This is a genomic window from Falsiroseomonas algicola (assembly GCF_011040385.1).
GTDB classification, from domain to species: domain Bacteria; phylum Pseudomonadota; class Alphaproteobacteria; order Acetobacterales; family Acetobacteraceae; genus Falsiroseomonas; species Falsiroseomonas algicola.
This window is the reverse complement of the sequence record NZ_JAAIKB010000025.1, coordinates 22,298-49,252: the sequence shown is the minus strand read 5'-3', so window position 1 is coordinate 49,252 and position 26,955 is coordinate 22,298. Positions and strand designations below refer to the sequence as shown.

15 protein-coding genes, 1 tRNA gene and 1 pseudogene are annotated in these 26,955 nt (G+C 70.0%); 9 read left to right on the top strand and 8 right to left on the bottom strand.

Annotated features, from left to right (window positions below; all coding sequences use genetic code 11):
- Nucleotides 1–264: 264 nt before the first annotated feature.
- A pseudogene (locus G3576_RS32100) lies at nt 265–423 on the bottom strand (integrase core domain-containing protein); the annotation flags it as partial.
- 243 nt (nt 424–666) lie between these two features.
- Between G3576_RS32100 and G3576_RS29410 the strand changes: the two are divergent.
- Nucleotides 667–2,739: a hypothetical protein gene (locus G3576_RS29410; RefSeq protein ID WP_164698053.1), complete on the top strand. Its 2,073-nt coding sequence runs from the start codon at nt 667–669 to the stop codon at nt 2,737–2,739.
- A gap of 1,041 nt (nt 2,740–3,780) precedes the next feature.
- A complete protein-coding gene (locus tag G3576_RS32680; protein WP_328730097.1) occupies nt 3,781–16,692 on the top strand; it encodes a hypothetical protein in 12,912 nt (4,303 codons plus the stop codon).
- 705 nt (nt 16,693–17,397) lie between these two features.
- On the opposite strand, the gene G3576_RS29335 is transcribed toward G3576_RS32680, so the two are convergent.
- Together G3576_RS29335 and G3576_RS29330 are read right to left on the bottom strand one after the other, a co-directional pair.
- Nucleotides 17,398–17,574, bottom strand: a complete 177-nt coding sequence (locus G3576_RS29335) for a hypothetical protein (RefSeq protein ID WP_164698052.1) — start codon at nt 17,572–17,574, stop codon at nt 17,398–17,400.
- 294 nt (nt 17,575–17,868) lie between these two features.
- Nucleotides 17,869–17,943: transfer RNA gene (locus tag G3576_RS29330), tRNA-Gly, on the bottom strand.
- Between the two features lie 135 nt (nt 17,944–18,078).
- Here G3576_RS29330 and G3576_RS29325 point away from each other — a divergent pair.
- The 5 genes from G3576_RS29325 to G3576_RS29305 all read left to right on the top strand — a co-directional run bounded on the left by G3576_RS29325 (nt 18,079) and on the right by G3576_RS29305 (nt 21,013).
- Nucleotides 18,079–18,585, top strand: a complete 507-nt coding sequence (locus tag G3576_RS29325) for a prolyl-tRNA synthetase associated domain-containing protein (protein ID WP_164698051.1) — start codon at nt 18,079–18,081, stop codon at nt 18,583–18,585.
- A 100-nt stretch (nt 18,586–18,685) separates the two neighbouring features.
- Nucleotides 18,686–19,633, top strand: coding sequence for a thioredoxin family protein (locus G3576_RS29320; protein ID WP_164698050.1), 948 nt, complete (start codon nt 18,686–18,688; stop codon nt 19,631–19,633).
- Between the two features lie 91 nt (nt 19,634–19,724).
- Nucleotides 19,725–20,387: an LON peptidase substrate-binding domain-containing protein gene (locus tag G3576_RS29315; RefSeq protein ID WP_164698049.1), complete on the top strand. Its 663-nt coding sequence runs from the start codon at nt 19,725–19,727 to the stop codon at nt 20,385–20,387.
- Nucleotides 20,388–20,415: 28 nt separating this feature from the next.
- Nucleotides 20,416–20,604, top strand: a complete 189-nt coding sequence (locus tag G3576_RS29310) for a Trm112 family protein (protein WP_164698048.1) — start codon at nt 20,416–20,418, stop codon at nt 20,602–20,604.
- A 13-nt stretch (nt 20,605–20,617) separates the two neighbouring features.
- Nucleotides 20,618–21,013, top strand: coding sequence for a gamma-butyrobetaine hydroxylase-like domain-containing protein (locus G3576_RS29305; protein ID WP_164698047.1), 396 nt, complete (start codon nt 20,618–20,620; stop codon nt 21,011–21,013).
- Here the strand turns inward: G3576_RS29305 and G3576_RS29300 are convergent.
- The 5 genes from G3576_RS29300 to G3576_RS29280 all read right to left on the bottom strand — a co-directional run bounded on the left by G3576_RS29300 (nt 21,000) and on the right by G3576_RS29280 (nt 24,876).
- On the bottom strand, nt 21,000–21,365 hold the full coding sequence (locus G3576_RS29300; RefSeq protein ID WP_164698046.1) for a hypothetical protein: 366 nt from the start codon (nt 21,363–21,365) through the stop codon (nt 21,000–21,002). The two genes, G3576_RS29305 and G3576_RS29300, sit on opposite strands and share 14 nt — an antisense overlap.
- 462 nt (nt 21,366–21,827) lie before the next feature.
- A complete protein-coding gene (locus G3576_RS29295) occupies nt 21,828–22,130 on the bottom strand; it encodes a hypothetical protein (protein ID WP_164698045.1) in 303 nt (100 codons plus the stop codon).
- A 1-nt stretch (nt 22,131) separates the two neighbouring features.
- Nucleotides 22,132–22,515: a hypothetical protein gene (locus G3576_RS29290; RefSeq protein ID WP_164698044.1), complete on the bottom strand. Its 384-nt coding sequence runs from the start codon at nt 22,513–22,515 to the stop codon at nt 22,132–22,134.
- 193 nt (nt 22,516–22,708) lie between these two features.
- A complete protein-coding gene (locus tag G3576_RS29285) occupies nt 22,709–23,440 on the bottom strand; it encodes a phosphatase PAP2 family protein (RefSeq protein WP_164698043.1) in 732 nt (243 codons plus the stop codon).
- Between the two features lie 134 nt (nt 23,441–23,574).
- A complete protein-coding gene (locus G3576_RS29280) occupies nt 23,575–24,876 on the bottom strand; it encodes an FAD-dependent monooxygenase (protein ID WP_164698042.1) in 1,302 nt (433 codons plus the stop codon).
- Between the two features lie 210 nt (nt 24,877–25,086).
- Here G3576_RS29280 and G3576_RS29275 point away from each other — a divergent pair, with 210 nt between their 5' ends.
- Entirely contained in the window at nt 25,087–25,425 is a 339-nt protein-coding gene (locus G3576_RS29275; protein ID WP_092961646.1) for a P-II family nitrogen regulator, read from the top strand.
- Nucleotides 25,426–25,469: 44 nt separating this feature from the next.
- A complete protein-coding gene (locus G3576_RS29270; protein WP_164698041.1) occupies nt 25,470–26,810 on the top strand; it encodes an ammonium transporter in 1,341 nt (446 codons plus the stop codon).
- Nucleotides 26,811–26,955 lie beyond the last annotated feature (145 nt).

The following is a 26,955-nucleotide window of genomic DNA, read 5'->3' as shown; positions in this document are numbered from 1 at the left end:
TACCTCCAAAGCCCCCACGGCCACCGCCGCGGGGGCTTTCGCACGTCCAGCCCCGGAGACGCGCAGCAAAGACGCCAAGTTGCCACTGATCTCGAGCCACAACTCGCCAGGCGCTGTGACGTGCTCCCCGCCTTCCTGCCGCGGATGACTTGGATCCGTCCTCCGTCTGCCCCTGGTTGGGGCCTTGGTGGATCGGGCCGAGGGCGCGGAGTCCCCAAGTAGCGCAGCGGCCTTGGCCCGATCCTTCGCGCGGGCGCTGCATCCGGCAAACTCCTCGGGCGTCCGACCGCCGAGGTTGCCGTGCGGCCTGACACGACTGTCGTCGTCCTGCCAGGCTTCGATCAGCCGATGCGCCTCCGTCAGCAAGGCGAACACATGCTCATTCAGGCATTCGTCCCGCAGGCGACCATTGAAGCTTTCCACGCACGCATATGGATAGGAGCCGGCTCGACCGAGGCAATGCCGCTGCGGCGGGCGCCTTCGGTTCACGCCCTCGCCGTCAGGATCGAATTGCACGTGTCACGTCGGTTTGAGCCTCCTGTCCCGGACGTCCCCCCAATCTAAATGTTGCAGGCCCCAGCAACGTAACTGTTCCCGGCGGGTTTCCATGCAGGCTGACGGGTCCTCCAGGCGCGCCAGCTCCATTTCACCCACGGGAGCAGCCACTTGACGACGGGTTTCCATGTCTCAAACGAAGGCACCCGCTTGCATCCTGTCGCCAGTCTCCTGACCACAGCCGCCGTGCCCGTCAGCCCGACCACGCTGCACAGCTTTGACGTGTTCGATACGCTGGTGACGCGGACGACCTGGCGGCCAGAGGATGTGTTCCTGCTCCTCGGCTCGCGGCTTCATGCAGCAGGGTTGCTGCGGACGAAGCCCGAGTTGTTCGCCGCGCACCGCATGGCGGCCGAGGCTGCGTTGCGCGCTGCTCCCGGAACCGAGGAAGTCGACCTTCACGCCATCCATGCTGCGCTGGCCGCCACCCATGGCTGGGGCATGGCAGAGATCCAGCGGGCGATGGAACTGGAAGTGGAGGTCGAGACACTCTGCATCCGCCCCATTGCCGCCAATGTCGCTCGGCTCGCGGCACTGCAAGCCGCTGGCGCCGAGGTTGCGCTGCTGAGTGATACCTATTTCGACCACCCGTCTCTGCTGCGTCTTCTGGCCCGCGCCGGCGTCACCGTTCCGGCAGAACGCGTCTTCGCCTCAGCGCCACTCCAGGCCACCAAGCGGACGGGTCTTCTGTTCCATCACGTAGCCAACGAGCTGGGCCTGCTGCCGACACAGATCAGCCATTGTGGCGATCATCCCCATTCGGATCTGGCGGTGCCTCATCGCTTGGGCATCGATGCCACGCATTGGCTGGACGGCATGCCAACGCGGCACGAGCGCATGCTGCATGCGGGTGCCGAACGCCACCCCGCCCTGTTGCGCTCGCTTTTGGCCGGCGCCGCGCGTGTCGCGAGGCTGTCGCCCGGCCCGCTGACGCCGCATGAGCGTACTCTGTGGAACACGGGCGCAACGGTCGCAGGACCGCTTCTCTGCGGCTTCGTGCTGTGGGTCCTGCAACGCGCGCGGGCCATGGGCGAGAAGCATGTGCACTTCGTTGCCCGTGACGGCCAGGTGCTGAAGGCGATTGCGGAGATCCTCCTTGCCGGGCTGGGCTGGGACATCCGATGCAGCTACCTGCACGGGTCGCGGCAGGCGTGGCATCTGCCAGCGCTGGACGGGTTGGACGAGACGGTCCTGTCCTGGTTGTCGGACGATGCACCTCACGAGCCGCTGCGCAGCATCCTGGCGCGGGCCGATCTGCGTCTGGAGGCGCTGACGGCACCGCTCTCGCGCCACCAGATGGATGGGGCGGAAGCGCTTGATCGGCCGGTCGCCAAAGACAGGCTGCGCGCGTTGCTGGCGGAGCCGGAGGTCGAGATCGAATTGCGTCGGGCGGGGCGCCGGCGCCGCGCCGCCGCGCTCGGCTATCTCCGGCAGCAGGGTGTTGTCGGCGTGTCCTCGGCCTTGATCGTGGATCTCGGTTGGCATGGCCGCTTGCAGCGATCGCTCCGTCGGCTGGTTGAGGTCGGCGCGGAGAAGGGTGAGACGACGCGGCTGACAGGCTTCTACCTTGCGCTGCGCAGCAGGCCGGAGGGCTTCGCTGGTGCGGAGATGCAGGCATACATCGAGGATCCGCGATTCCTGAAGCGCCTCAATCCCGTGCTGCTGGAGATCTTCTGCTCGGCAGACCACGGCACGACACGCGGCTATCGCCAGCGCGCCGACGGCAGGTTCGAGCCGGAGTTGGCCGAGGAGACCGACACGCGTGTGCTTGCGTGGGGACTCCGCAGCCTGCAGGGCGGCATGCTGGCCTTCGCGCATGAACTGACGCGTGCGATGGCGCTGACAGGCAACACCGAGACGGAATCCTGGACGGCCGCGCTGCGCGATGCCGGGGTCGCTGCCTATGACGACTTCCGCCGCGATCCGAATGAGGCGGAGGCCTTGGCCTTCGGCACCTTCCTGCATGCCGATGGGCAGTCGCATGACGCGTGGAGTGAATGTGCCCCGCTGGTCGCTCAAACGGCGCGGCTCCGGCTGGCCTTCGGGCTGCGGGTGCCCGGCTATACGGGCCACTGGCCGGAGGCATCGGTTCGACGGGATGGCGGAAGGCTGGGTGAAGGGCTGATTGCGCTCAAGCGACTGCGCGTCCGGCTGTTGGCCAGGATGGCGTCAGCGCGGGCCTGAACGGCGCACTCTCGGGCAGAAGGTGCCCGCTGCTTCCGGACGCCGGGCGACGGTGGCCGTGCCATCGAAGGGATGTGCTGGAGCGCCGAAAAGGGGGCGCAGCCGATGCGGTCGAGGACGACGTCACGGGGACACTCCGCATCGGCGCGGATGCCATCCCGGTTGAGCCAGGATCGGTGCCCCTCTCGCCAACCGGGACCGCTTGAGGGCGATGGCCGAACAGGCAGCGGCGAGGGTGCGATCGGGGTTCGTCGGGTCCAGGACACTACCACGCTACCTGACGCTGGCAGGGCTCATGCCGCTTTGCAGAAATGCTGACGCATTTCCGCGCTCAAACGCCGGCGCGGCCATCCGGCCGCCTGGCTTCGCCGCATAAGCGGCGGGCCGCAGTCGCGGCCTCGGCTGGCGGTGTCGGCCGCAGGTCACGACATGTGCGCGGCGGTATCAGACAGGCACGGGGGCCGCGCTGCGCGTGCAACCTCGGTCGGGTAATTCCTGGTCGGGACCGCACGACTGTCAGAACTGGAAATGGACGAACTCCCGCCCGTCAGCCATCAGCGTCAGCGCGAAGAGGAAGCCCAGCGCAGCAAGCGGCTTAGCAACCCAGCGCGCCCGCTGCATGACCCTGCAAAACCATCGGCTCTGTGAGCAGCAATCCCACCGTCAGCCTGCCCGCCGCGGCCGCCTGACCCGGCGGCCCAACCTGCCAAGCAGCTCCGTTCCTATGCCACGCCTCGGGGCAGGATCGACATGCGCTCGGTGCTGGGAAGGGTGATGGATATCCTGAGCACCGGGTGTCCGTGGGCGGCGCTCGGACGCAGACCGGACGCTCGATCGCATCCGCATCAGGCAATGATCCCGGACGAGGCCTCCGCAGACCACCTGTCTAATTACTGGAAATTTAACCTGGAATCACCTTTGAGGTTAGACAATTTCTCGTTAAGGGTGAGTTCGGATCATTTTGGCAGCGAATTGCGGACCTGGCGCGGCTCTTGACCGGCCCCTCGACTGTCCGCTTTGCAAGACCCGGCGGGATGGACGATGGAAGGCACTGACACGCTTGTTTTCCCGGTCTCGCGCGACTTCTTCCTCGCTCCCGAGCAGCGCACGGTTCAGGTCACCTTCAACAATGAGGAAGCAGGCTGGGACGCCTATTGGGAAGATGGCGCGGAGCTGATCGAGGTCCCGCAGCTCCTTGTGGGTCTGATGCTGAGCACTGGAGGTGTCGCTGGCGCCGGCGTGCTGGCGGCGGCAACCGCCATCGCGATCAGCAACGAGGACGTCCTCCGCTTCTTCTTCGATCCCGGCGAGATCCTGGGCGAGATCCCTGTCATCGGCGGGCTCCTTGGCGCCCTGCCGCTGACCTTCGCCGTGCTGCTGGAGGCGGGCAGCGCCGATTCCGTCATGGGTACCGCGGGGAAGGACTGGCTCCTCGGCGGTTCGTCCAACGATACGCTCTACGGCCTGGGCGGCGACGACAAGCTGGAGGGCGGCGAGCGCGAGGACATCATCTATGGCGGCGCCGGCGATGACCTGATCACCGGCGGCGGCGACAGCGAGGAAGCGGACGAGACCTTCACCGACGGCTCCTCCCAATGGTCTGAGAAGATCCAGGGCGCGGCCGACATCACCTGGGATGGCGACACGCTCTACGGCGAGGCCGGGGCCGACGTGGTGCGCGGCGACTACGGCAGTGACTACCTCTCCGGTGGCACGGGGTGGGACGCCCTCATGGGCGGGATGGGGAATGACACGCTGCTCGGTGACGAGGGCAACGATCTCCTCATCGATGGCGGCGATGTCCGGGGCCGCGACTTCGAATGGATCAGCCTGGAGGATCTTGCCTCCCCATCCAATGTCGCCGACCCCGTGGGCTTCATCCAGGGCAAGCTGCGCGATTTCGGCCTCTTCCTGGTCATGGAACATGCCGTCTCCTCCCCGGAGGATGACGTGCTGTATGGCGGCGACGGACGGGACACGATCCTGGCCAGCCAGGGCACCAACCAGCTCTATGGCGGCTATGGCGACGACAGCATCGAAGGCGGGAACGGCCGCGACACCATCAATGGCGACAGGCTGATACGCTGGAGCGGCAGCTACAACGGCCAGGCCATGGTGGACACCTATGGCGACGGCACCGGCAACGATACCATCGACGGCGGCTATGGCCAGGACGTGCTGGAAGGTGGCGATGGCGACGACGTCATCACCGACCCCGGCAGCAACGGCCACACCTTCGGCACCTCCCTCGCCAACCTTTTCGGCGGCGGCAAGAAGGTGGCCGAGACCGACTTCCTGTACGGCGGGAACGGCAACGACACGGTCGGCAGCGGCAAGCGCTTCGACCCCTCGCGGCTGGAAGGCGAGGCCGGCGACGACGAGCTGCGCAGCGGCAATGGCGCGGATACGATGGTCGGCGGCGCGGGCAATGATTCCTACTACGGGATCGATTCCGGCGACCAGATGATCGAACTTGCCGATGGCGGGTCGGACTGGATCTACGCTTTCGGCAGCTTCACCCTGTCCTTGAACATCGAGCGGGTGACGACCTCCACCGAGCTCGATCCCGACCTCTTCGCCGGCTACGCCCTGCGGACGACGGCCATCACCGTCACCGGCAACGCCCAGGACAACTGGTTCAAGGCCGGTTGGTCCGGGGATGTCTTCATCGGCGGCGCCGGCAACGACACCTATATCGGCACGGAGAACATCGTCGAGGAAGCCGATGGCGGCTTCGACATGGTGGTGGTCCGCCAGGGCGGCCGGCTGCGCGACAACATCGAGGCGATGGAACTCGCCAGCGGCAACGCCGACGGCAACAACCAGGACAACCTGCTGCGCGTCACCTCCGTGCAGTATGATGGACGGATCCAGGGCTTCGGCGGCAATGACACGATCGCCGTCGAGAATTCCGTCCAGAGCGCGGTGCGCGGCGATGGCCGCGGCAACATGTCCGGCCAGCTCGGTGCCCAGATCCGCTTCGGCGATCGCAACGCCACGCTGGATGGCGGCGAGGGGCATGACAGCATCATCGCCAACGACCAGGACACGACGCTGATCGGCGGCGCGGGCGATGACACGCTGGCCGGGGGCCGGGGGCGGGACTGGCTGTCGGGCGGCGCGGGCAACGACCTCTACCGCTTCAGCGGCGGCGATACGATCACCGGCGAAACCGCCGGCGCGGACACGATCGAATCCATCGATGATGTGTCGATGGGCCGCGGCATCGAGGTTCTGCGACTGACCGGCACGACCGGCGCGGGGGGCGTCGGCAGCGCTGACGCCAATCGGATGATCGGCAATGCCGGGGCCAATCGCCTGCTGGGCCAGAGCGGCGACGATACGCTGGATGGCGGCCAGGGCAGCGATACGCTGGAGGGCAGCTCGGGCAACGACCTGCTGGCGGATAGCGCGGAGGCGATGCCCACGCTTACCAGCAGCTTCGATCGCGGCCTTTCCGCTTCGGTCTGGGAACGCGATCCCGACAGCATCCGGGTCTCCGACCGCCTGATCGAGACGGTGCTGGTGGACACCGCGCAGAACGGCACCAGGGCGCTGTATGCCCTCAGCGCCGATCAGCGCTACCTCGTCTTCACCTCCACACCCGGCCTGGTCGATGAAGGGCGTGGCAACACGCCCGTGCTGTTCCGGATGGACCTGCTGACGCGCGACATCCTGAAGGTGCCGGGATCGGATCTCGGCAGCGTCAGCGATCCGAGCGTCTCGGTCGATGGCAACCTGGTCGCCTTCACCTTCACGGAGGGCGGCGTCCAGAAGATCGGCCTGTCCTGGTTCCAGGCCCTGCCCAACCAGACCTGGCCGCGCCAGAACGGCCAGTACTTCGAGGTGGCGAGCAACTGGTACGCCTCCGCGGCCAACAGGGCGGGGGAGGCCGCGGATGGCGACAGCCGAAATGCCGTGCTCTCCGCCGATGGCGGCTGGCTGGCCTTCGAGACGCTGGCCAGCAACCTGTCCCGCACGCCGCAGGGCGAACTGCTTGACCTCGTGCCGAACGATACCAACGGCACCTGGGACATCTACCTGCGCAGCACCGCGCCGATCGGCGCGGTGGACTACTATAATGGTCCCGCCGGCTACTCCGTTGCCTATGGCAACATGACCCGCGTCTCCATCGGCATGGGCGGTGCCCAGTCGAATGGCGCCAGCGTCAGCGCCGACCTGTCCACCGATGGCCGCTTCGTCGCCTTCCTCAGCGATGCCAGCAACCTTGTCGTCAACGACGCCAACGGGCTGCGCGATGCCTTCGTGCGGGATGTGGAACTCGGCGTCACGCATCTGATCACGGCTGGCGCCAACGCCGCGACAACGCGCGTCGCCCTGTCCGATGGTGGCCAGACCGTCGCCTTCATCACGCGCGCGACGAACATCGCCGCCGTGCTCCGCCCCGGGGAAGCCCGCCCGGGCTGGCTGGATGCCGCGCTCGCTGACGGGCAGGCGCATATCTACGTCCAGAATCGCGCCACCGGTGAGACGGTGGTGCTCACAGACCGCGACGGCAACCTCGTCATCGCGCGTGAGGACATCGCCCTCAATCTCTGGAATGCCGATGGCCGCCTCTGGCTCTCCTACGGCACGACGAACAGCCCCTCCGGCGCGATCGAGCAGATGCGCACGGTGGATGAGTATTTCGGCCGCGTCAGCAATGACCTGCTGGAGGGTGACACCGGCGACGACACGCTCTCGGGCGGTATCGGGGCCGATACGCTGGATGGCGGCGCGGGGGCGGACAGCCTCTCCGGTGGGGCGGGGCGCGATACCTACATCCTCACCGATGCGCTCGATCGCTTCGCCGCCGATACCGGAGAGGGCAATGTGCTGCGCACCGCCCTCGACTACGACGCGGCCGATTATCCCGTCTTCTTCGACACGGTCCGCCTGCTGAATGCCGAGGGCGCCGACTTCGCCCGCGGCGGATCGGGGAACGAGACGCTGGAAGGCAATGTCAGGGCCGATACGCTGATGGGCGGCGGGGGCAATGACAGCCTCCAGGGTTCCGGCGGCACCGACTCCCTGGAGGGCGGTGAGGGCGCGGATACGCTGGATGGCGGTTCGGGCGCGGACACCATGTCGGGCGGGGCCGGGCAGGATGTCTTCGTCATCGGCAATGCCGGCGACCGCATCATCGATGCGGGCGGCGGCATGCGGATCATCGCCAACACCTCCGTGACGGCGGACAATCTCCTCGCCGGCACGGCGGCGCCCGTGGCGGTCACGCTGATCGGCAGCAGCCAGGCCGATGTCAGCCTGGTCGGGATGGAAGCGCAGGGCGACGCGACCCTGATCGGCAATGAGGCCGCGAACCGCCTCATCGGCGGCAGCGGCAACGATTCGATCGAGGGTGGCGCCGGTGCCGATACGCTGGTCGGCGGCGCCGGCAACGATAGCGTGTCGGGCGGGGCCGGCGACGACATCGTCGCCTATGAAACCGCCTGGCTGCAGGCGACTGTCAGCTTCTTCGGCTTCGGCGGCGGTGCCATCGCCCTCGCAGGGGGCGAGCGGGACGTCTTCGGCACCGATGTCGAGCGCGTCAGCTTCAACGGGCTGGTCGGCACGCTGGAACAGGCCGTGCGTGCCTCCGCCAGTGCCATGTCGATCACGGCCAATGGCGTGACCGCCATGGCGACGGCGGCGAACCCCTTCGCATCCACGCCGCTGCGCATCAGCCAGACCGCGACCGCGGGCCAGGTGGTGGCGACCATCGCCGTCACCGACATCAACGCCCCCTTCGGCGACACGCAGTCCCTGTTCTGGGTGGCGTCGGAGGCGGCGCGCCTCGGCCTCGACCGGCTGTTCGAGATCACGAACAACCAGATCGTGGTCAGGGCGGGGGCCGATCTTTCGCAACTGCCGACGAGTTTCTCCGCCAACATCGCCGCGCGGGGGCTGGACGAGCTGCAGCGCGGCTTCAGCTTCCGCTTCACCATTGCCATCGATCCGGTGGATCGCATCGGGACGGAGGGTGCGGACAGCCTGGCCGGCGCGGGCGCGGACGACACGCTGCGCGGCCTGGGCGGGGACGATAGCCTCGCGGGCGGCGCGGGTGACGACAACATCCAGGCGGGTGGCGGCGCGGACAGCGTCTCGGCCGGGCTGGGTGCGGATGCGGTGGCGGGCGGCGAAGGCGCCGATACGCTGCTCGGCGGGGCGGATGCGGATGTCCTGTCCGGCGAGGCCGGCGCCGATTCCGTGCGGGGCGAGGATGGCGCCGACACCATCTCGGGCGATGCCGGTGCTGACCGGCTGCAGGGCGATGCGGGTGCGGACGCCCTCTCGGGCGGCGATGGCGCCGACCTGCTGCAGGGCGATGACGGGGCGGACAGCCTGCGCGGCGATGCCGATGCCGATACGCTGCTGGGCGGTGCGGATGCCGATACGCTGGATGGCGGCATCGGCGCGGACAGCCTGGTGGGCGGCACGGGCGACGATCTCTACCGGCTCGACAACCCCGGCGACGTGGTGGTGGAAGCCGCGAATGGCGGCGCCGACACGATCGAGGCCTCCTTCGTGCCGAGCCTCGCCAACATCGAATATCTGCGCCTGACCGGCGTGCTGCCGATCTCCGCCGCCGGAAGCGCGGGGGGCGAGACGATCGAGGGCAATGGCGCGAACAACGTGCTGTCGGGCCTGGGTGGCGATGACGGGCTGATCGGCAATGCCGGCGACGATACGCTGACCGGCGGCGCGGGGCGCGACACGCTGATGGGCGGCGCCGATGACGGGGACCTCGCCGTCTTCTCCGCCGCCTGGTCGCAGACCGCCCTGGTGGCGGCCGATGGCGGCTACTGGCTGCGCGATGGCACGGATGCCGCGGGGGCGTCGGTGGAAGGCCTTGCCGGCCTGTGGCACGACCGGCTGACGGGGATCGAGTTCGTCAGCTTCGCCGGCCGCCAGGGGCGCATCGCCGATGCCGTCGCCGCCGCGGCGGATGGCATGACGCTCACCGATCCCTCCCCGGGTGACGATGGCGGCATCACGCTGATGGTCAGCGCCGGCACGGGCACGGTGCTCGGCCGCCTGGCGACGACGGACCGCAACGCCGCCTTCGGCGATGTCCAGTCCTTCGCCTTCGCCGATGCCGCGGGCGGGCTGAGCGCCGCCGCTGCTTCCGCGGTCTTCGAGATCGTCGGCCAGGAGATCCGGCTGCGCGATCCCACCGCGCTGGCGGGGCGCGTCGCGGGCGATGTGCTGACGCTGGCGGTGACGGCCACGGGCCTCGATGGCCTGAGCTTCACCCGCAGCTTCACGGTCACGATGACGACGCTGGATGTCGCGGTCAGCGGGACGGAGGGCGCGGATACGCTGAACGGCGGCGCCGGCAATGACGGGATCGCCGGTCTCGGCGGGGCGGACCTGCTCGGCGGAGCCGGGGGCGCGGATACGCTGCTCGGCGGCCTGGGCGCGGATACGCTGTCCGGCGGCGATGAGGCCGACCTGCTGCGTGGCGAGGCCGGTGACGATGTGCTGAATGGCGGTGCCGGCGCGGACACGCTGGATGGCGGCCTCGGCACCGATCGCGCCACCTACACGGGGGCCTGGACGCCGACGCGCGTCACGGCGTCCGGCGCCGGCCTCGCCGTGGATGGCGACCTTCTGCTGGGCGTGGAACAGGTGACCTTCGGCACCACCACGGGGCTTCTGGCCGATGCGGTGGCGGCGGCGCCGACCGGCATTCTCCTCGGCACGGGGGGCGGCGGCGCGGGCGTCATCGGCACGCTGTCCGCCTCGGCCCCGGGCGGCACCTCGCTGGGCGCCATCACGGTCATCGATCCCAACCGCGCCTTCGGGGAGACCTACAGCTATGCCATCACGGGCCAGGTCGGCCTGTTCAACGCCGCTTCCGTGTTCGAGGTGGTGAATGGCGAACTCCGGGTCATCGATACCTACCTGCAGGATGGCATCCTGTCCGGCGCCATCCGCCCCGGCGTCGGCTTCACGTTGCGCGTGACCGGCCAGGATGGCCTAAGCTTCGAGCAGCGCATCGACATCGACGTCGTCGGCCTGGCCCAGAGCATCCGTGGTGGCGATGGGGCGGAGACGCTGACCGGCGGCGTCGGCAATGACAGCATCCATGGCGGCGGCGGCAATGACGTCATCTTCGGCGGCGGCGGCGCGGACAGCCTGGTGGGCGGCGCCGGCGACGACTACCTCGATGGCAATGCGGGCGCCGATACCATCGCCTTCGACGAAATCACCGACGAACTGAAATACGACCTGTTCGACCTGGTGGTGACGAGCGTCAGCGGCATCGACCTCGATGCCCGCATCCGGCAATTCGCGCCGGACAGTGCCGCGATGCAGATGTTCGGCCCGCAGATCCAGCTGCTGGGCAGCGACTTCATGTTCATCCGCGGCACCTCCGTGCGCGCCGACCGGATCACCGGCAATGCCGGGGACAACCTGTTCTACCTGGACAACGACCACACCCTGTACGGCGGCGCGGACACCGTCGCGGGTGGCGCGGGCAACGACACCTATTGGCTGGATGGCGACGAGCAGGTGACGGAGCTGGCAGGCGGCGGCTTCGACGTCGTCTTCAGCAATGGCAGCCGCGGTGCCTTCACCCTCTCCGCGAACCTCGAGACCCTGACACTGGTCGGCGAGCTCGATGCCGATGGTGGCGGCAATGCCGGCGACAACACGATCGAGGGCAATGCCGGCGCCAACAGCCTGGCCGGGAATGGCGGCGATGACCGGATCTTCGGCATGGCGGGCGATGACCGCCTCTCCGGCGGCCAGGGCGATGACGATCTCATCGGTGGCGAAGGGTCGGACACCGCCGTCTTCGGCGCTGCCTGGGCCGATGTCGTCGTGGCGCAGGTGCAGGACGGTGTCTATGCCGTCACCGGGCCGGAAGGCGCCGACACGGTCACCGAGGTCGAGCGCCTGGCCTTCGCGGGTGGCGAGGGCGATATCGCCGACGCCATCGCCAGCGCGGCCAGCGCCATCGCGCTGACCCCGGCCGACCTGCCCTTCGATGCGGCGGCCGGCACAGAACTCGGCCTCGTCACCGTCACCGATCGCAACGCGGCCTTCGGCGACGTCAACACCATCGGGTTCCGAGACGCGGCGGGCGGGCTGACGGCGGCGGAGGCGGCGGCGCTCTTCGTGCTGGTGGCGCAGGATGACGGCACGCGCATCGAGGTCCGCGGCGATGCGGTGCTGGAAGCCTATGCCGGACGCACGCTCACCATCCGCCTGGCGGCCACGGGCCTCGATGGCCTGACGACGGAAGCCGATTTCGCCGTCGTCATCGGACCTGGCGGCGTGGCGCTGGAGGGCACGGAGGGGGCGGATACGCTCATCGCCGGCTCCGGCCGCGATACGCTGCTGGGCTTCGAGGGCGATGACACGCTGCTGGGCGGCACGCGCGCCGATACGCTGGATGGCGGCAGCGGCGCCGACAGCATGGTGGGGGGCGCGGGGAACGACACCTATGCGGTGGACGATGCCGGCGACCGCATCCTGGAGGTCTTCGGCGAAGGCACCGACCGCGTCATCACGTCGGTCGAGGATTACGTGCTGGCCGACCGGGTGGAGGAGCTGGAACTCGCGCCAGGCGTGCTGCGCGCGACCGCGCATGACAGCTTCAGCCTGATGCTGGGCAATGACGGCAACAACCGCCTCGACAGCGGTGGCGGCAACGGCACGATGGCGGGCGGCGCCGGCGACGATGTCTATGTCCACGTCCTGACGCGGTCCCGCCCCTTCGGCAGCAGCTTCCCGACCATCGTGGAGACGGCTGGCGGCGGCATCGACGAACTCCGCATCCGCGTCGCCGACTGGAACGCGACGCTGCCCGATTTCGTCGAGAACATGACGCTGCTCTCCGACGGCGCGACCCACCTCTCCGGCACGGGCAATACGCTCGACAACCGCATGGTGGCGGGCGGCGGCAACGACTTCATGGGCGGCCTCGGCGGCGCGGATACGCTGGATGGTGGCGCGGGGAATGACTGGCTGGAGGGCGGCGAGGGGCACGACCTGCTGATTGGCGGCCTCGGTGCCGATACGCTGCGCGGGGGCGTCGGCAACGACACCTATGAGGGCGTCGAGGATGGCGATGCGCTGCTCGACCTCGGCGGCATCGACGCACTGCGGGGCACGTCCAGCATCACGCTGCGGGACGAGGCGATCGAGAACCTGCTGCTGACCGGCACCGCCGATGCCGATGGCACCGGCCATGGCGGGGACAATCTGCTGTCCGGCAATGCCGGCGCCAACCGCCTTTCGGGCCAGGGCGGCGCCGATACGCTGCTGGGCGATGCGGGGGCCGATACGCTGATCGGCGGCGGGGGCGATGACAGTCTGCTGGGCGGTTCCGGCCAGGATGTCGCCGTCTATGACGCGGCCTGGACGGATCTGCGCGTGGAGGCGGTGACCGGCGGCTGGCGCGTGACCGATCTGCGCGGCGGTGCCCCGCTTGGCATCGACACGCTGGTGGGCGTGGAGTCCATCCAGATCAACGGCGTCGTCACCGCGATCAGCGACGCCGTCGCCCAGGCTGCCAGCCTGGTGCTGCTGATCCCGACGGATACCACGCAGCCCGTCGGCTTCACGCAGGTGGTGGCGCCGGGCCTGGCGACCGGCGCCGTCCTCGGCCGCATCGGCGCCGTGGATTCGAATGCGCCCTTCGGCGATACGCAGACCCTGACGCTGGCCGATGTGGCGGGCGACGCGGTGGATGCCACCACGCTGTTCCACATCGCGGATGGCAGGCTGGTGGTGACCGATGGCGGGGCGTTGTCGGCCCTGGCCGGACAGACGCTGCGGCTCGAGATCCGGGCCACGGGCCTCGATGGCCTGACGGGGAGCAGCACGCTCGAATTCGTGGTGGGGGAGGGTGGCCGAACCCTGGAAGGGACGGCGGGCGCCGATACGCTGACGGGTGGGGGCGGCAACGACCTGCTGTCCGGCCTCGACGGCGCGGATCTGCTGGATGGCGGCGCCGGCGCCGACACCATGCAGGGCGGCGCGGGCAACGATGCCTACAGCGTCGGTGCCGGCGATGTGGTGCGAGAGGCCGAGGGCGGCGGTGCGGACACCGTCATTGCCAGCACCGACCATGTCCTGGCCGAGGCGATCGAGGACCTGGTGCTGGCCGATCTCGCCGCCGTCTCCGGCACCGGCAATGCGCTCGCCAACCGCATCACCGGGCTTGGCGGCGCCAACATCCTCTCCGGCGAGGGCGGCGCGGACACGCTGGCCGGCGATGGCGGGGCGGATACGCTGATCGGCGGCGCGGGCGATGATGCGCTGCTCGGCGGTCTCGGCGATGACAGCCTGGCCGGCGGGGAAGGCAGCGGCGATACCGCCGTGACCGATCTCGGCTGGCAGCAATTGTCGATCCGCCTCGGCAGCGATGGCACCGTGGTGATCGAGGGCGAGGGCGCGGATACCCTGTCCGGCGTCGAATTCCTGACGGCGGGCGGCGTGACCGGCAGGCTGGCCGATGCGGTGGGCCAGGCGGCGAGCGCGATCACCGTCACGGACCCGACCCCGGGCTCGGGCAGTGCCATCACGCTCCCCGGCCTGGCCGCCGGCGGCGCCCTGGTGGCGGAGCTCTCGGCCACGGATGCCAATGCGGTCTTCGGGGACGTGCAAAGCTTCAGCTTCGGCGACGCGGCCGGCGGGCTGACCGCGGCGCAGGCGCAAGCCTTCTTCGTCATCGATGGCAACGCGATCCGCGTGCGGGACGGCGCCACCCTGCCGCTCTCGACCGACCTGGTCGTGGCCCTGGTCGCGACGGGGCTCGACGGCCTGTCCACCACGCGCGTCGTCACCATCGCGGTGGATGGCGGAAACGTCGCGACCCCCGTGGCGGTGGAGGATTTCGGGGGCGGGACGGAGGACGAGGCGATCGTCACCGACGTCATCGCCAACGACACCGATGCGGATGAGGGCGATGTCCTGACTGTCGCGACGGGTGCCGCGGCGCCGCGCATCACCGGCATCCGCTTCGGCGCCGACGCGACGGTCATCGATGCGACGACCGGCGCCATCGATGTGAACGGCATCGCCACCACCGGCGCCGTGCTGATCGCGGCGTTGCAGGCGCGTCTGTCGGTCGTGGATGGCACCAGCATCCGGCTCGACCGCAGCCCGCTGCTGGAGGCGCTGCTGAACGACGAACTGCCGCTGTTCGGCGAGACGGCGCAGGGCCCGGGCGTCGCCTATATCGAGGTGGCCTACAGCGTCGCCGATGCCGTCGGCCATGTCTCCATCGCACCCGGGACGCTGGAGATCGCGGTCTTCGGGCGCAATGAGGAGATCCTCGGCACGTCGGGTCAGGAGACGCTGCGCGGCCTGGCCGGCCATTCGGCCGACCTCATCGTCACGGGTGGGGGCGCCGATCTGGTGCTCGGCCGCGGGGGCGATGACGTCCTCTCGGTGATGACGGCGCTCGGCACCGATGCCGGCACGGCCGGCGCCGTGCTGCTGGGCGGGGCCGGCAATGACCAGCTCAATGGTGGACGCGGCGCGGACCTGCTGCGCGGTGGCGTCGGCAATGACGAGCTGCGCGGCGACTGGCGCCGCGGCCGGGACGGCGATGGCAATGACACGCTGCTGGGCGATGCCGGTGACGATATCCTGATCGGCGGCGCCGGCGCCGACCGCTTCAAGGGCGGCGCGGGCAACGACCTGATCCGGGATGAATCCGGTGCCAATGACGGCGCGGCCGATGTCGCGCTCTACAGTGCCGGCTGGGCGAACTACCGGGTTGAGTGGGATGCCGGCGGCGGCTTCTACACCGTCACGGATCTTCGTGCCGCCGGCACGCTGGACCACGACGGCGTGGACACCGTGCAGGGCGCGATCGAGCGGCTGCAGTTCGGCGGCCGCAGCGGCGCCATCGTCGATGCGGTTGGCGTCGCGGCGACCAAGGTCACGCTGACCCTCTCTGGTGGGCGGCTTGGCGTGATGGCCGGCGATGGTGCAGGTACCGCCATCGCCACGCTGTCGGCGATCGATGCGAACAGTGCCTTCGGCGATGTGCAGTCCTTCACCTTCGGCGATGCCGCGGGGGGGCTGGATGCCGCCGAGGCGGCGGCCCTGTTCCGGATCGATGGGCGGGTGGTCTCGGTGGCCGCCGACGGGGCCTTCGCCACGCTCGGCACGACGGAAGTGGTGGTGCGTATCGTCTCCACCGGCCTCGATGGGCTGAGTGCGAGCACCGACGTGACCATCCGCGTCTTCGGTGCCGGGGTGGATCGCGTGCGCCTGGGCACCGACGGGAATGACTCGATCGCCGCCCGTGCGGGCATCCAGCGTGACCTGATCCTCGGGGGCGCCGGCAATGACACGCTGCGGGGCGGGGAAGGGGCCGATACGCTCGATGGCGGTGCGGGCAACGACCTGTATCGCCCGGCTGGCCCGGACGATGTGATCCGCGAGGCGGCCGGCGCCGGCGCCGATACGGTGCGGAGCGAGGTTGACTGGACGCTTGGCGACCATCTGGAGCATCTGCTCCTCACCGGCAGCGCCGGGCTGCGGGGCACGGGCAACACGATTGCCAACCGCATCACGGGGACGAGTTCCGCCGATACGCTTTCGGGTGATGGCGGCGCCGATACGCTGGTCGGTGGCCGGGGGGCGGACAGCCTCTCGGGCGGCGCCGATGCCGACATCTTCCTCTGGAACTTCTGGCGCGAAGGGGGGGACACCGTGGCCGACTTCACCGCCGGGGTGGATCGGATCGTGGTCAAGGCGGCGGGCTTCGGTGGCGGGTTGTCTGAAGGCGCACTCTCCGCCGCGCAGTTCCGCAGCGGCGCGACGGTGTCCGACAGCCCCAGCGGCCTTGGCCAGTTCGTCTATGAGGAGGCCGCAGGCCGGCTGTGGTGGGATGCGGATGGGGCGGGTGGTCGCGCCGTGCTGATCGCGACCTTCACGGGCGCGCCGGGGCTGGTGGCGTCGGATATCCAGGTCATCGCGTGACGAACGGCGGGGGGCGTCCAGGGGCACAGCCCCATGGCTGAGATCGGGCGCGGCGCTTTGCTGGAGACGCTGCGGGCTTCGTCCGACGCGTCGCGACGATGGGAGAGGTGCCAGGCGACACGCTATCTCGCCTGGCTACCGCGCACGGTAGAGCGACGTGTCCGTCATGCAGAGAGCGGGACGGAGACGGCGATGACGAAGCGGGAAGCCAACCGGCAGCGCAGCCTGGACGCCTTCATGACGGGAAGCGCGAATGCGACGCCCCGCTTGCCGAACTGCGGCAAGCCAGCGTCGAGCACTTCGGCGCTGAACCAGTCGCGGTGTGCTGGGGCGAGGCGGTCTGGCTCGCCGGCGCTACCGCGAGGCTGAAGGACATCGCTGACCAGCATTTCCGGCGCGGCGGATACACGCCGTGACGCGGCACTGATCCCGCCACGCCCCGACAGGCGAGGCCTGCGGGGCTCGGTCTCGTAGCACCCGGATGGTCGGATGCGGCACGAGGATCCCGACGATGAAGCGCTCCGACACGCAGATACGGATTCTGGCCGCCTCGGCGGCGCATGCGGATGGTCATCAACCTGATGGCCGCCGTAACCGATAGATGCTGCGCCGTCGCCCCGACTTCTGGAGGTGCATTTCCGGGCGCCCTCGGCCGTCGGTCTCGCGCGAGGGGCCGACTTCCGGTCCCGGAGCGCCGCGGCAGGCTCAGCGATCCCCGTGCTTCCTGCTCGCCTGCATGGCCTTGTTCACGCCGCCCTGCTTGAGGTCGCCGCTGTTCTTCGACCCGGCGCGGGCGTCCTTCGGGTTGGCCTTGCCGGCGGTGGCGTTGTTGCCGCCCTGGGGAGCACGACCGGCGGCGGGGAGGGGAGGGAGTTTGGCCATGCTGCTGGTGTCCTTTCGGGACGGCGCCGCCGGCGTCCGGCGTGCTGGAAGGTGCAGTGTCGCGACCGGGTAGCGGTCGAAACCGCAAACTCCCGGCGTGGGTCGGCGGAGCAAAGCCAAGCCAGATCAACGTCGTAAGGCGTGTGGGGTACATCGGGCTACCCTCAGGGTTCGGATAACCGTTCGGGCCGTTCGTTGCGGCCTCGACCCATCAACGCTCGCGCAGAACCCCGGCCAGACAGGCGCCTCGGCGCGGTCTGCGCAGCGATGGGGAGGGTTTGTGGGAAGTCCGACTGGAGCGGGCGAAGGGATTCGAACCCTCGACCCCAACCTTGGCAAGGTTGTGCTCTACCCCTGAGCTACGCCCGCGCTCCGTTCGGCGTGGGCGGGTGATTACCATGCCGGCGGCGGATTGCAACACCCCCCTCTCGACCATGGACAAGAAGTCGCGCAGGGGGAGGATGCGCCCTGCGCATGGCATCACCCGGAGGTCGTCGCCCACCCATGGAAACACCCGAAGGCCTGCTCGCCCGCCTCGCGGCGCTGGGGATCGAGGCGCGGACCGTCCGCCATCCGCCGGTCTTCACGGTGGCGGAAAGCCAGGCGCTGCGGCCCGACCTGCCGGGCGGGCATTCCAAGAACCTGTTCCTGAAGCCCGCCCGGGGCGAGGGCCCCTTCCTGCTGCTGGTGCTGGAGGAGGAGCGCCGCGCCTCGGTCAACGCCCTGGTCCGCGCCGCCGGCGCTCCGCGCAGCGCCTTCGCGGAAGCGGAGCACCTGCGGGCGCAGCTCGGCGTGGAGCCGGGCTCCGTCACGCCCTTCGGCCTGGTCAATGCGCGGCCCGGCGCGGTGCGCGTCGTGTTCGACGAGGGGCTGATGGAGGGGTTCGAATGGGTGAACTTCCACCCGCTCACCAACACCATGACCACCGCCATCCGGCCGGCGGAGATGCTGCGGTTCCTGCGCTCGCTGGGCCATGAACCGGGCCTGCTGGCGGTGCCGGAGACGGGCTGACAGGCACCCCCCGCTTGCTTCGCGCCTCGCGGGGCGCATCTATGCACCAAGAACCCCCGCGCCGCGCCCTGCGCGCGGCTGGACCGAGGAAGAGCCTGCCATGGACGTGATCTTCGACCCGACCCGCCAGACCGCACCCGGAGGCGCTGCCGCGGCCTCCGACGTCATCAAGGATGGCGACCAGCGGACCTTCATGGCCGATGTGGTGGAGGCGAGCCGCGAGACCCCGGTCCTCGTCGATTTCTGGGCGACCTGGTGCGGCCCCTGCAAGACGCTGACGCCGACGCTGGAGAAGGTGGTCCGCGCCGCGCAGGGCCGGGTCAAGCTGGTCAAGATCGACATCGACAAGAACCGGCAGCTGGTCCAGCAGCTGGCGCAGATGGGCCTGCCGCTGCAGTCGGTGCCGACCGTCGTCGGCTTCGTGCAGGGCCAGATCGCGGACCTCTTCCAGGGCGCGCTGCCGGAAGGGGAGGTGAAGAAGTTCATCGACAACCTCCTCAAGATGGGCGGCAGCCAGAGCCCGGCGGCCGATCTGCTGGCGGAGGCCAAGGCAGCGGTCGAGAATGGCGACCACGCCGCGGCCGTGGAGCTCTTCGCCGCTCTGGCCGAGCAGGAGCCCGAGAATGCCGAGGCAGTGGCCGGCATGGCCCGCTGCCTGGTGGCGCTGGGGGAGGAGGAGCAGGCGCAGGAGGTGATCGACCAGGCGCCGGCCAAGATCCGCGACCACGCGGAGATCGCCTCCATCCGCTCCGCCCTGCAGCTGGCGGCGGAAGGGCGGCTGGCGCGGGAGAAGCTCGGCGAGTTCGAGCGGCGGCTGGCCGCCAACCCGGACGACCACGCGGCGCGGATCGACCTGGCCGTCGCGCTGAACGCCATGGACAAGCGGGCGGAGGCGGTGGACGCGCTGGTCGAGGCGATCAAGCGCGACAAGGCGTGGAACGAGGAGGCGGCGCGCAAGCAGCTGCTGAAGTTCTTCGAGGCCTGGGGCTTCACGGACCCCGCGACCCTTGCGGGACGGCGGAAGCTCTCCACCCTACTGTTCCGCTGACCATCGCGGCCCCCAGTCCGGGGGCCATGGGTGACAGGCGGCGCCACAATGACCGCCGGGCGACTGAGGCCCGGCGGCGGAAACGGAACCGATGCCCCCCTTCCATCCCGCCTTCGACGAGTTGCCCGGGGAGATCCCGATCTTCCCGCTTTCCGGCGCGCTGCTGCTGCCGGAAGGGCGATTGCCGCTGAACATCTTCGAACCACGCTACCTCGCGATGGTGGAGGACAGCCTGGCGGCGGGGCGGATGTTCGGCATGGTGATGCCCGATCCCGGCCTGCCGCGGACGGAGATCGGCAGCCAGATCTACCGCGTGGGGTGCCTCGGCCGGCTCTCCTCCTTCGCGGAGACGGATGACGGGCGCTACCTGATCACGCTGACGGGCGTGATCCGCTACCGCGTGGTGGAGGAGGTGGCGATGCGCCGCGGCTACCGGCGGGCGCGCGTCGAATATGGCGACTTCGCGCCGGACCTGGCGGTGGGCGTGAAGCCGCAGATCGACCGCGCGGCGTTGGTCGGCGCGCTGCGGCCCTACTTCAAGGCGCGGGGGATCGAGGCGAACTGGGAGGCGGTGGAGAACACCAGCGACGCCATGCTGGTCACCACGCTCTGCATGGTCTGCCCCTTCGATGCGCGGGAGAAGCAGGCGCTGCTGGAGGCGCCGGGGGCGGAGGAACGCGCCACCATGCTGGTGGCGCTGATGCAGATGGACATGCACGCCACCGGCATGGCGCCGGAGGGGCGGCCAAGCTAAACCGCGGCAGCATCGACGGAGCCTGAGGATGAGCGAGACGAGCGCCGGCGCGGTGGACCCGCGGCTGCTGGAGATCCTGGTCTGCCCGGTCACCAAGGGGCCGCTGCGCTATGACCGGGAAGCGGGGGAGCTGGTGAGCGAGAAGGCGGGCCTCGCCTATCCCGTGCGCGACGGCATCCCGATCATGCTGCCGGACGAGGCGCGCAAGGTCGGCTGACGCCACGCCCTCCATGGCGAAGCTGACGGAAATCCGGCTGAACCGGGCGGAGAAGCGGCTGGAGCTGGCCTGGGAGGACGGGACCCGGGCGGCGCTGGAGGCGGAGTATCTTCGCGTCGAGAGCCCCTCGGCCGAGGTGCAGGGGCATGGGCCGGGGCAGAAGGTGGTGGTGCCCGGGCGCCGGCATGTCGGCATCATGCGGGTGGAGCCCGTCGGGCATTACGGCGTGCGGATCGTGTTCGACGACCTGCACGACACCGGCATCTACAGCTGGGACTACCTCCGCGCCCTGGTGGAGGAGCGGGAGGCGCGGTGGGCGGCCTATGAGCAGGCGCTGGCCGCCAAGGGGCTGTCCCGCGACCCGCCGGCGCGGTCCGGCCGGCAGGGGATCGCGCCTACTGCTTCCTGAGGGGGCTCGGCACGGCCGGGGCGCGGGCGGTGCGGAAGGCTTCCCGCAGGCGGGTCACGACGGGGTCCACATCCTCGAACCGCGCGGCGGTGCCGGTGACGGTGACGACGTTGCGTTCCGGGATGCAGTAGAAGACGTAGAGCTGGTCCTGGGCCCGGTTCTCGGCCCAGACGGCGCGGCTGGTGGGGTTCATGAGCTGCAGGCCGACCTGCTGCACGGCGCGGGTCGCGCGGTTCATGCATTCCTGCAGCGGCGCGCCTTCATTGAGCCATTCATGCCCGACCGAGAGGCCAGCGGCGCCGGCCGGCGCGGTGGCGAGCAGCATGAGGGCGATGAGGGGCGCTCGGCGCATGGGCGGATCCTCCAGCTTGGCAGGCCATGATGCCAAGGCACCGCGCGCGGGCAAGGCCGGCGCGGTTTCGCGCATGTCACGAGGCTGCCGCCACGTGGGGAAGTCCGCGAGAAATACGATGGATTTAGCCGATTTAGGATCTTTAGCACCGAATCGCGGGCCGCTTTTGGACAAATTCCCGGCCCGGGGGCGGGCCGTGGGGAGGGGGCGGATGGACGGGTTCAAGGAGCCGCCCCGATGGGCGTTTCCGGAACATAATACGAACAAATGGGGTGGGGCCAGGGGAATCAGCGGGGCGCGCGCGCTTGGCTGAGGGCGAGGGCGTCTTCCTCCGTGATGTCCGATGACCAGCCATGGGCGCGCGCGACGGCGGCATCAGGGCGTCCATCCATTCGAGACGGTCCAGGGCCGTCACGGCCCTGGCGGATGGGGTGTGGGGAAGGCAGCGCCTTCCCCACGGCGTCACCCGCGATTCATGAAAGGCCGCGCCGCCGCGATCGCCGCCTCGCATCCCGGCGCCGCGTCCCGCAGCACGGATTCCGGCGCCACCGTGCCGATGCTGGCGCCGATGGCGGTGGAGATCGCCCACCAGGGGTCGCCCAGCGCGCGGTCCACCAGGCCGGGCGTGGCGTCCGCCGCGCAGCGCGTGACCTGTTCCACCACGGCGGCGGGGGCGCGCCCGGCTTCCAGCGCGGCCGTCATGCCGGATTGGAGGGGGCCGAGGAGGAAGGTGGCGACGAACCAGGCGAAGAGGGCTTCGATCATGTCAGGCGCTTTTCCGGCCGCGGATCAGGGCGTGGGCGAGGCCGGCCAGGGCGAGCAGGGCCACCAGGGCGGTGGCGGCGCGCGACGCGGTGGCGGGCCCGGCCTCCCCGGCCAGCACCGCCGGCAGCTGCGGCAGGGCGGAGCCGCCGCCCATAAGGGCGATGACGCAAACCAGGGCGCCGAGGCCGGCGGCGGCATAGGGGTGGCGGAGGCGGGAGGCGGCGAGGGCGACGCCGCCCAGCATGGCGGGGATCAGCGCCGTCCAATGCACCGGGCCGGCCGGCAGGGTGTAGCCCGCGATGCCGATGAGGAGGAGCAGGAGGCCAGTCGGGCGCAGAACCCAGGCGAGGCGCGGGTTGGCGGCAGGTCGGGCGATGGCGGTCACGGTGCAGGCCCCCAGGTCGTGGCGCCCCGGACGGACCGCCGTGGCGGATGCCGGAGGCACGAGGTGGTGATCCGACATCGCGCGCCCTGTCCCGCTTCCGGAACATCGGCGCGCCAGAGGGGCCCGGATCGATGCGCGGGAGATGGCCGCAGGGTCGGGCGGCTTCAAGGGTGGGGCGGGGCGTGTGGCGCGCTCACCCCAGCGCGTGCATCACATCCTTCACCGCGCCCAGCACGCGCCGCGTGGTGGCGAAGAGGGTGATGAACTCATAGGCCACGAGGAAGACGAGCAGGGAGAAGACGGCCGGCGCCTGGCGCAGCACGCGGTCATGCAGGCGGAGCGGCGCCTGCGGCCAGGGCAGCGCCATGACCAGGCGGGTGAGCGCGATGCCGAGGGCGGCGCCGGCCAGCAGGTCCGTCAGGTAGTGGAAGCCGAAATAGAGGCGGGGGAAGCAGACGACGAGGGCGGCCCAGAGGGCGGCGACCAGGCCGAGCCGCCGGTCGAAGGCCCAGGCTGCGGTGGCGAGCGCGGCCGCCAGCACCGCATGGTCCGAGGGAAGGGATGACCACTCTCCCAGTGTCGGCAGTTCGGCCGATTGCGGGAAATACTCGGCCGGCAGGGTCAGGCGCGGCCGGTCCCGGGGGGGCATGGCGTCCTGGATGAAGCGGCCGAAGGCGATGGTCACGATCACGCCGGCGAAGCTGCCGATGACGCGGCGGGAGCGGTCGGTGGGTGACTCGTCCTGCCGGGTCGAAAGCCAGGCGTAGACAGCGCAGAGGACGGGGATTCCGAGCTTGGCGAGATCGACCGTCAGCAGGAAGCGGAGCGCCCAGTCGAAGACCTGCGACTGGCCGGACAGGGCGTGGACCAGCGCCATGCCCGCGGCGTCGATGGGGTTGAGCGAGGCACCCGCGTTCGGTTCCATCCCGGATTCGTTCCCCCATCCCATCGCTGCTGCGCAACGCGATGGGTGTCATGGGGTTGCCATCAAACGTATACAATATTGTCTTGACGGGGCGTGCTCGAACCCGACGGGCCAGGGTTGCCCCCCGGCGCTGGCTACCGCGGCGTCAGCAGCCCCTGCCCACCCAGCAGCCCTGTCGTCCCGGGTCCCATCCCCATGGCGCGTTCCGCGAAGGCGCGCTTGAGGCGCGGCATGCGGTCCACCAGCGCGATGCCAAGGCGCCGTGCCAGGCGCACCGGCGGCAGGTCGTTGCCGAAGAGCTTCTCGAGCCCATGGCAGGCCGCCAGCATCAGGCCGGCATCGGGGCGGGCGCGGCGGTCGTAGCGGGACAGCACGGCGGCACTGCCGGGGTCCTCGTTGGCGGCCACGGCCTCGATGATCGCCTCGGCCAGGGCGGCGACGTCCCGGAAGCCGAGGTTGAGGCCCTGGCCGGCGACGGGGTGGATGCCGTGCGCGGCATCGCCGACCAGCGCCAGGCGCGTATCCACCTGGCGGGAGGCCCAGAGCGCGGTGAGCGGATAGGACCAGCGGCGGCCGATCGGGCGGATGCGGCCGAGATGGTCGCCGAGGCGGCGGGCGAGTTCGCGGCCGAAGGCGGCATCGTCCATGGCCAGGAAGCGGGTGGAGAGGTCGCGGCGGTCCGCCCAGACGAAGGCGCTGGCATGGGGATGGTCGGCGGTGCCGAAATTGCCCGGCCCGGCGAGGGGCAGCTGCGCGAAGGGGCCGTTCGGCAGGAACATCTCCAGCGCCGTGCCGTGGTGCGGCTTCTCATGCGCGAAGGCGCCGACCATGCCGGTCTGGCCGTAGTCGTGCGTCGCGACGGTGATGCCGGCCTGCTGGCGGAGGGGGGAGTTCCGGCCCTCCGCCGCCACGACCAGGCGGGCGGTGATGGTGGTGCCGGCGTGCTCGCCCTTGGTGAGGCGGAGGGTGGCGGCGTCCGGCGTGCGGGTGACCGCGGCCTCGGCGGGGGTGAAGACGTGGAGGTTGGGCAGGTGGGGGAGGCGGGCGTTGAGCGCAACGCGCAGCGCCCGTGCCTCCACCATCCAGCCGAAGGGCGTGTCGCTGCCAGGCTCCGTCACCTCGGCGGCGTTGAAGTCGAGCTTGAGGGGGGAGGGGCGGTGGCCGGGGCGGCCATCGGCGACGCGGATGTGGCGGATGGGCTGGGGTTCGCCCGGCAGGCGGTCCCAGATGCCGGCGGCGGCGAGCAGGCGCTGGCTGGTCAGCGCGATGGCATAGGCGCGGCCATCGAAATCCGGCAGTTCCATGGGCGGCAGCGGCGCCTGGTCCAGCACGGCGGTGGGGATGCCGGCAGCGGCGAGAGTGGCGGCGAGGGTGGCGCCGACGGGCCCGGCGCCGACGATGGCGACGGTGACGGAGAGGCTGGCGGGCTGGCTCATGGCTGGGAGAGTCGGCCTGGAATCGTGGTTCGGCAAGGGTCTGACACGAAAGAGGCAACTGCACAAAAATTGTGCTGACGTTGGATGCCGCGGCGCAGCATGACAACCGCGGGGTGAGTGAGTCCGCGGCGCAACGGTGTTGCGCGCGTGTGGCACGGTCCTTGGATTGGCCCTTCCGGCATAGGCCTTGGGAAGGGGATCTACGGCGCGATGAAGCTGGTGATGGCGATCATCAAGCCCTTCAAGCTGGACGAGGTGCGCGATGCGCTCACCCCGCTTGGCGTGCAGGGGCTGACGGTGACCGAGGTGAAGGGGTTCGGCCGGCAGAAGGGCCAGACCGAGATCTACCGCGGTGCCGAGTACCATGTGAGCTTCCTGCCGAAGCTCAAGATCGAAGTGGCCGTGCCCGCCGAGATGGTGGATGCGGTGGTCGAGGCGATCGCGGGTGCCGCGCGCACCGGCAAGATCGGCGACGGCAAGATCTTCGTCCTGGATGTGGAGCGGGCGCTCCGCATCCGCACGGGCGAGACCGACGACCAGGCGCTGTGACGATGCAGGGCCGGAATGCAACACCGATGACGGGGATTGGGGGAATGAGGATGCTTGCGCGCGCCGCGGCGATGGCGCTGCCGGCGATGCTCGCGGCTGGCGCGGCCTTCGCGCAGGACGCGGCGCCGGAGGCCAAGATCGACACCGGCGACACGGCGTGGATGCTGACCAGCTCCGCGATCGTGCTGATGATGTCGGTGCCGGGCCTGGCGCTGTTCTATGCGGGCATGGTCCGCAAGAAGAACGTGCTGGCGACCATGATGCAGACCTTCGCCATCACGGCGCTGGTCGGCGTGCTGTGGATGGTGGTGGGCTACAGCCTCGCCTTCGGCGAGGGCAATGCCTATATCGGCGACGTCTCCCGCCTGCTGATGGGCGGCATGGCCGAGAACTGGGACAAGCCCTTCACGCTCGGCAGCGGCGACGCCGCGGTCGCGACGACGATCCCCGAGAGCGTCTTCGCGATGTTCCAGATGACGTTTGCGATCATCACCGCGGCGCTGATCACGGGCGCGGTGGCGGACCGCATGAAGTTCTCCGCGCTGATGCTGTTCACGGCGCTCTGGACCCTGCTGGTCTATTCCCCGGTCGCGCACTGGGTCTGGCATCCGAATGGCTGGATCTTCGCGCTCGGCGCGCTGGACTTCGCGGGCGGCACGGTCGTGCACATCAATGCCGGCGTGGCCGGCCTGGTGGCGGCGATCGTGCTGGGCAAGCGGGTCGGCTACGGGACGGACAACATGTCCCCCTACAATCTGGCCTTCGCCGTGATCGGCGCCGGCCTGCTGTGGGTGGGCTGGTTCGGCTTCAACGCGGGTTCCGCGGTGGGTGCCTCCGCCCGCGCGGGCATGGCGATGCTGGTGACGCAGATCGCGGCCGCCGGCGCCGTGCTGGCCTGGCTGGTCGCGGAATGGGCCACCAAGGGCAAGCCCTCCGTCCTCGGCGCCATCTCCGGCGCGGTGGCGGGGCTGGTCGCCATCACCCCGGCTGCGGGCTTCGTGCTGCCGGGCTCCGCGCTGGTGATCGGCATCGTGGCCGGGCTGGCGGGCTTCTGGGGTGCGACGGCGCTCAAGCACTGGTGCGGCTATGACGACAGCCTGGACGCCTTCGGCGTGCACGGCATCTGCGGCATCACCGGCGCGCTGCTGACGGGCCTCTTCGCCTATGGCCCGCTGTCGGCCTCGGCGGCGACGCCGGAGGGCTACGGCGCCTCGCTGTCCCAGTTCCTGATCCAGGTCTATGCGGTGGCGGCGGTCTTCGTCTTCACGGCGGTGGTGACCTTCATCCTGCTGAAGGTGGTGGACGCCATCGTCGGCCTGCGGGTGACCGAGGAAGAGGAGCGCGAGGGCCTGGACGTGACGCTGCATGGCGAGCGCATCGGGTAACCTGCCGGCCCTTGCCGGAGACTGAGGAACGCCGGGGGGCAGCCCCCGGCGTTTTTCATTGGGGGGCGGGGCGTCTTTCGTTGGGATGTCCTGCACAAAAGCAGGCGAGGGTTGCATCCCACGCTTGGCCTTACCCCTTGGCCAT